Here is a 5,478-nt window from a genome sequence, read left to right as displayed (position 1 = left end):
CGGGCATCGCCGTCGGCATGGCCACCTCGATCCCGCCGCACAACGTCGGCGAACTGATCGACGCCTGCCATCTGTTGCTCGAGCGTCCCGACGCCACGACGGAAGAACTGGCCGGCATCGTGCCGGGCCCGGACTTCCCGACCGGCGGCGTCGCCGTCGAGGGCCATGCCTCCATCCTCGATGCCTATGAGACCGGCCGGGGCGGGGTGCGCCTGCGGGCCCGCTGGGAGACCGAGGACCTCGGTCGCGGCGTCTGGCGCATCGTCGTCACGGAGATGCCCTATCAGGTGCAGAAGTCGAAACTGATCGCCGATCTGGCCGACCTGATTGAACACAAGAAGGCGCCCCTCCTGGGCGACGTCCGCGACGAGTCGGCCGAGGACATCCGTCTGGTCATCGAGCCGAAGTCGCGCACGGTCGAGCCCGAGGTGCTGATGGAGAGCCTGTTCAAGCTCTCCGACCTCGAGGTCCGCTTCCCCATCAACATGAACGTGCTGGACGCCACCGGCACGCCGCGCGTCATGGGGCTGAAGGCCTGTCTGCAGGCCTTCCTCGATCACCGCCGCGAGGTGCTGGTCCGCCGGGCCGGCTGGCGCATCGACCGGGTCGAGAAGCGCCTGCACCTGCTGGAAGGCCTGCGGATCGTCTTCCTCAACCTCGATGAGGTGATCCGCATCGTCCGCGAAGAGGAGCAGCCCAAGGCCGTCCTGATCGCCCGCTTCGGCCTGTCGGAACTCCAGGCCGACTTCATTCTCGACACCCGTCTGCGCCAGCTGGCGCGGATCGAGGAGATGACGATCGAGAATGAATACAAGGCCCTGTCCGACGAACTTGCCGCGCTGCAGTCGCTGTCGTCATCGCCGGCCAAACAGTGGAAACAGGTGGGCAAGGACCTCGAGGCCGTGCGCAAGGCCCTGGTCTCACCCCGCCGCACCACCATCGCCGAGGCCGTGGACTCGTCGGCCTTCGTTTCGGTCGAGGCCTTCATTCCGCGCGAGGCGATCACCGTCATCCTGTCTGAACGCGGCTGGATCCGCGCCGCCAAGGGCAAGGTCGAGGATCCGTCGGAGCTGAAGTTCAAGGAGGGCGACAGCCTGGCCTTCCTCGTGCCCGGCTATACGACGGACAAGATTCTGGTCGCGGCGTCCGACGGGCGCATATTCACGGTGGGGGCCGACAAACTGGCCTCTGGCCGGGGCCACGGCGAACCGCTGCGGCTGATGATCGACCTCGATGAGAAGGCGGACATCGTCAACCTGCTGGCCCATCAGCCTGGCGGCAAGCTGCTGGTCGCCTCGAAGGCCGGCTACGGCTTCATCGCCCCCGAGGACGAACTGCTGGCCCAGAAGCGCGGCGGCAAACAGGTGTTGAACGGCGAGATGCTGGCCGCCATCCGGGTGAATGGCGACCATGTCGCGGCCATCGGCGACAATATCAAGGCGCTGATCTTCCCGCTGGCGGAACTGCCCGAGATGGGCCGGGGCAAGGGCGTCAAGCTGCAGAACTACAAGCAGGGCGGGCTGGCCGATGTGGCGGTGTTCGACGGCGCCCACGGCCCCGAATGGGTCGACGGCGGCGGTCGTCGGCGCAACTGGCCCGACTGGAAGGACTGGCTGGGCAAGCGCGCGGGGGCCGGACGACAGGGCCCGCGCGGACTCAGGAAGTTCCGTTAGCCTCTGCCAGCCAGGCCCGGGCCGTGTCGAGGCAGGCGTCGTGCTGCAGATTCAACTGGTCGATGGCGGCGTTGGCCGCCGCCTGATCCGGGTTACGGGTGATCGAGCCAAGGGCGAGAGTCGTGCTGGCGGTAAAGGCTTCCGACAGCTGCTCCTGGGTCAGTCCAAGCGGCTGGGCGAAAACGGACGCAGCCGTAATGAAGCCTCGACCGTTTCGGTCGGAGCGAGCCTGGGCCTCGGCGTTGCCGGTGAAGGCGTGCAAGGCCGAGGTGGCGGCCATCACCCCGGCGCAGCGCATGGCGCTTTCATAGCGATCCGGCCGGGCGACCGGAACAGGCGGCGCTGCATCCTGTGGCGAGGCGAGAGCGAAGGACACAGCCAGAAGCGATACGAACATGATGGTCCCTTTGGTGACCACCAATCTATCTGCGGCAAGGAGGCGCATCAATCCGTTCCGAAGCGTCGCGGAATCCGGGATTGCGCCGATTTCACTATCCGGGCGGCGGGACGCGCGCGATACTCGCCGCCTTCGCCGGAGAAATCGAAATGATCGTCACCCTGATCGTCATCGCCGTCATCGTCGCCGTGGTGCTGTTCGTCGTCGTCGGCGCCTACAACAAGCTGGTCGCGCTCGATCAGCGCGCCGACCAGTCGTTCGCCGACATCGACGTCCAGCTCAAGCAACGCCAGGACCTGATCCCCAATCTGGTCGAAACGGTGAAGGGCTATGCCTCGCACGAGCGCGGCACCCTGGACGCCGTGACCCAGGCCCGCGCCGCGGCCGCCGGGGCCACCTCGGTCAACGACAAGGTCCAGGCCGAAAACATGCTGACCGCGACCCTGGGCCGCCTGTTCGCCGTCGCCGAGGCCTATCCGGACCTCAAGGCCAACACCAACTATCTGGAGCTGCAGCGCGAGCTCTCGGACATCGAGAACAAGCTGGCCGCCGCGCGCCGCTTCTTCAACAGCGCCGTCAGCGAGTTCAATGCCGTGCGCCGCCAGTTCCCGACCGTCCTGTTCGCCGGCATGGTCGGCTTCGGCGCCGACAAGCCCTTCTTCGATGTTGGCGAGGGTGATCGCGCCGCCATGAACGCTGCCCCGCCCAAGGTCAGTTTCACGGCTTAAGGGACGACATTGATGGGCGCCGTCGGGCTCCAGACCCACATCTGGGCGAACAACACCCGTTCCCTGCTGCTGCTGGCCGCCTTCCCCGTGCTGATGATCTTCATCATCTACGGACTGCAGCTGGTCCTGATGGGATTCGGCTTCCTGCCCGGCACGGGCCGGGGGCTGGGTGACGACATGGCCCTGGCCGCCTCCTGGCTGGGGGGAACCATCCCCCTGGCCGTCGTCGTCTCCGGTATCTGGTTCGCCATCTCCTACTTCGGCAGCCAGGCCATGATCGACATGATGACCGGGGCCCGCAAGGTTGAGAGGAAGTCTGAGCCGGAGCTCTATAACCTGCTGGAAAACCTTGCGATCTCTCGGGGGCTGCGGACACCGACGCTGCGCATCATCGACAATGACAGCCTGAACGCCTTCGCCACCGGCCTGCATGAAGGCCAGTACAGTATCACCGTGACCCGCGGCCTGGTCGCGGCCCTGACCCGCGATGAGCTGGAGGCCGTTCTGGCCCATGAGCTGACACACGTCATCAACAGGGACGTGCGGACCATGGTGATCGCCTCGATCTTCGCGGGGATCATCAGCGTCATCGCCGAACTGGTGTTCCGCGGCCTGTTGTATTCACGCGGCGGCGGTCGGCGGGACAACAAGAACGCCATGCCGCTAATCCTGATCGGCCTGGCCTTCGCCGCCGTCGGATTCGCCCTCGCCATCGTCATCCGGATGATGCTGTCGCGGACACGGGAGTTCGTCGCCGACGCCGGGGCGGTTGAACTGACCAAGAACCCTGACGCGATGATCTCCGCCCTGCGCAAGGTGGAGGGCCGGTCCGGCCTGAAGGGACCGGATGAGGTGCAGCAGCTGTTTCTCGACAACCAGCCCGACGGCGTGGGGCTGGAAGGCCTGTTCGCCACCCATCCGCCGATCCAGAAGCGGATCGACGCCCTGGTGAAGTTCGGAGGCGGAATCGATCCGGGAGTATGGTCCGGCGAGGCGATACGGCCAGCCGAAGTCTATGCGATGTCGACGCCCGTAGCCGGCTGAGCCATTCGCTCCCAGCCCAGCCTGGTCAGCTGCTCCATCGGCCGGAATTCGGCCTTGTAGTCCATCTTCTTCGAGCCCCGGACCCAGTAGCCGAGATAGACGAAGGGCAGGCCGACGATCCGGGCCTGACGCACATGGTCGAGGATGGCGAAGCGGCCGAGGCTGCGGGCCTCGAGCGCGGGATCGAAGAAGCTGTAGACCATCGAAAGGCCGTCACCGAGCAGATCGGTGAGGCAGACGCCGACCAGATCGCCGGGGCCGCCGTCGGGGGAGGGCAGGCGGTATTCGATCAGATGGGTGCGGACGGCCGTGTCCTCGACCATGGCGATATAGTCCAGCCACCCCATGCCGCTCATTCCGCCGCCCGGATGGCGGCCATGCAGGTAGCGGCGCAGCAGGTCGAACTGCTCGGTCGTGGCTTCAGCCTCGACCAGATCGCGAGATAGATCAACGTTTCTCTTCAGTACCTTGCGCTGCGATCTTGAGAACTCGAACTCGGGAACGGGCAGACGCACAGAGACGCAGGCGTCGCAGGATTCACAGGCGGGGCGGTAGGCGATGTTCTGGCTGCGGCGGAACCCGGCCTGGGTCAGCTCGTCGTTGACGTGAGCGCCCTCGCTGAACGGCAGGTTGGCGAACACCTTTCGCTCGATCTGCCCGGGCAGATAGGGGCAGGGGGCCACGGTCGTCATGTAGAAGCGTAGCTGGCGCTGGGGAACGAAGGTCACGGCCTCAGGTCCGCATCCAATTTCGCCAACAGTGGGGCAGCCGCAGTTTCATGAGACTGATCTGACCCTCCGGGAGGCCATGGAGCAAGACCATTCGCCCCACACAAGCATGCAGGGCGACGACTCACAGGCTGGTGTCCGTTGGAAGGACCGGCGCCTCGCGCAACAGGACGATGGCGATGCGACGGTTGCCGGCCAAGGTTGGGTCGTCAGGGTACAGCGGGTCTGACCCCGCCTTGCCCGACACCTGATAGACCCGGTCCGCATCGACCCCGGCGCTCTGAAGGATCAGTCGCGAGGCGTTGGCCCGGGCCGAGGACAGGGCCCAGTCATTCGGCAGGGTGGCGCGGTTCGATCCCGGTGCGGCCGAGGTATGGCCGGTGATGGAGATGCGGTTGGGCAGCTGGTTGATGACGCGCGATATGGTCCGCAGCAGCAACTGGGCGCGGGCGTTCGGGCGGGCGGAGGTCGCATCGAACATCGAGCGGCCTTCCTGATCGACCAGCTGGATACGAAGGCCTTCGGGCGTCTGGTCGATGATCAGCTGTTTCGACAGCTCGGCCAGTTCGGGCATCGACTGCATCGCCTGACGCAGCGATTCGGCGGCCGAGGCGAATTCCGCGGCCTCGCGGCGGGCGATCTCCTCACGCAGGGCTTCCTCGCTCGCGGCGGCGAGGTTTGCGTTCTGACCGACTTCCCGGGGCGAATCGGCCGGGGCTTCGGGGGCCAGTTCACTGATGACCGACTGCGAACCCGAGCTCTTGGAGCCGTCGTCCCCGAGCGACGTGCCGCCCAGGATGCCGCCGGAGCCTGATGTCGTGGGGGAGACGCTGGCCGGGGCGAAATATTCGGCGATGCCGCGCTTCTGCTCCGGATCGGTCGTGTTGATCAGCCACATCAGCAGGAAG

The 5,478-nt window shown here is 66.2% G+C and carries 6 protein-coding genes; 3 read left to right on the top strand and 3 right to left on the bottom strand.

The window, feature by feature from the left end; genetic code table 11:
- Positions 1-1,673 (top strand): DNA gyrase subunit A (locus tag B3E43_RS06805; RefSeq protein WP_292027840.1); only part of this gene is annotated, 1,673 nt, incomplete at its 5' end.
- Here the strand turns inward: B3E43_RS06805 and B3E43_RS06800 are convergent.
- Positions 1,657-2,070 carry a hypothetical protein gene (locus B3E43_RS06800; RefSeq protein ID WP_292027838.1) on the bottom strand — a complete coding sequence of 138 codons (414 nt, stop codon included), beginning with the start codon at positions 2,068-2,070 and terminating at the stop codon, positions 1,657-1,659. The genes B3E43_RS06805 and B3E43_RS06800 overlap by 17 nt on opposite strands.
- 80 nt (positions 2,071-2,150) lie before the next feature.
- Here B3E43_RS06800 and B3E43_RS06795 point away from each other — a divergent pair, with 80 nt between their 5' ends.
- A complete protein-coding gene (locus B3E43_RS06795) occupies positions 2,151-2,798 on the top strand; it encodes a LemA family protein (protein WP_292027835.1) in 648 nt (215 codons plus the stop codon).
- Between the two features lie 12 nt (positions 2,799-2,810).
- Entirely contained in the window at positions 2,811-3,842 is a 1,032-nt protein-coding gene (locus B3E43_RS06790; protein WP_292027834.1) for a M48 family metallopeptidase, read from the top strand.
- Here the strand turns inward: B3E43_RS06790 and B3E43_RS06785 are convergent.
- Both B3E43_RS06785 and B3E43_RS06780 read right to left on the bottom strand, forming a co-directional pair.
- A complete protein-coding gene (locus B3E43_RS06785) occupies positions 3,812-4,570 on the bottom strand; it encodes an arginyltransferase (RefSeq protein WP_292027832.1) in 759 nt (252 codons plus the stop codon). The two genes, B3E43_RS06790 and B3E43_RS06785, sit on opposite strands and share 31 nt — an antisense overlap.
- 124 nt (positions 4,571-4,694) lie before the next feature.
- Positions 4,695-5,478 (bottom strand): OmpA family protein (locus B3E43_RS06780; protein WP_292027830.1); only part of this gene is annotated, 784 nt, incomplete at its 5' end.

Origin of the sequence: Brevundimonas sp. UBA2416 (assembly GCF_002343105.1) — a bacterium.
Taxonomy (GTDB): Bacteria; Pseudomonadota; Alphaproteobacteria; order Caulobacterales; family Caulobacteraceae; genus Brevundimonas.
Note: the sequence above shows the minus strand (reverse complement) of the source record. Positions and strands in the feature narration are given on the sequence as shown.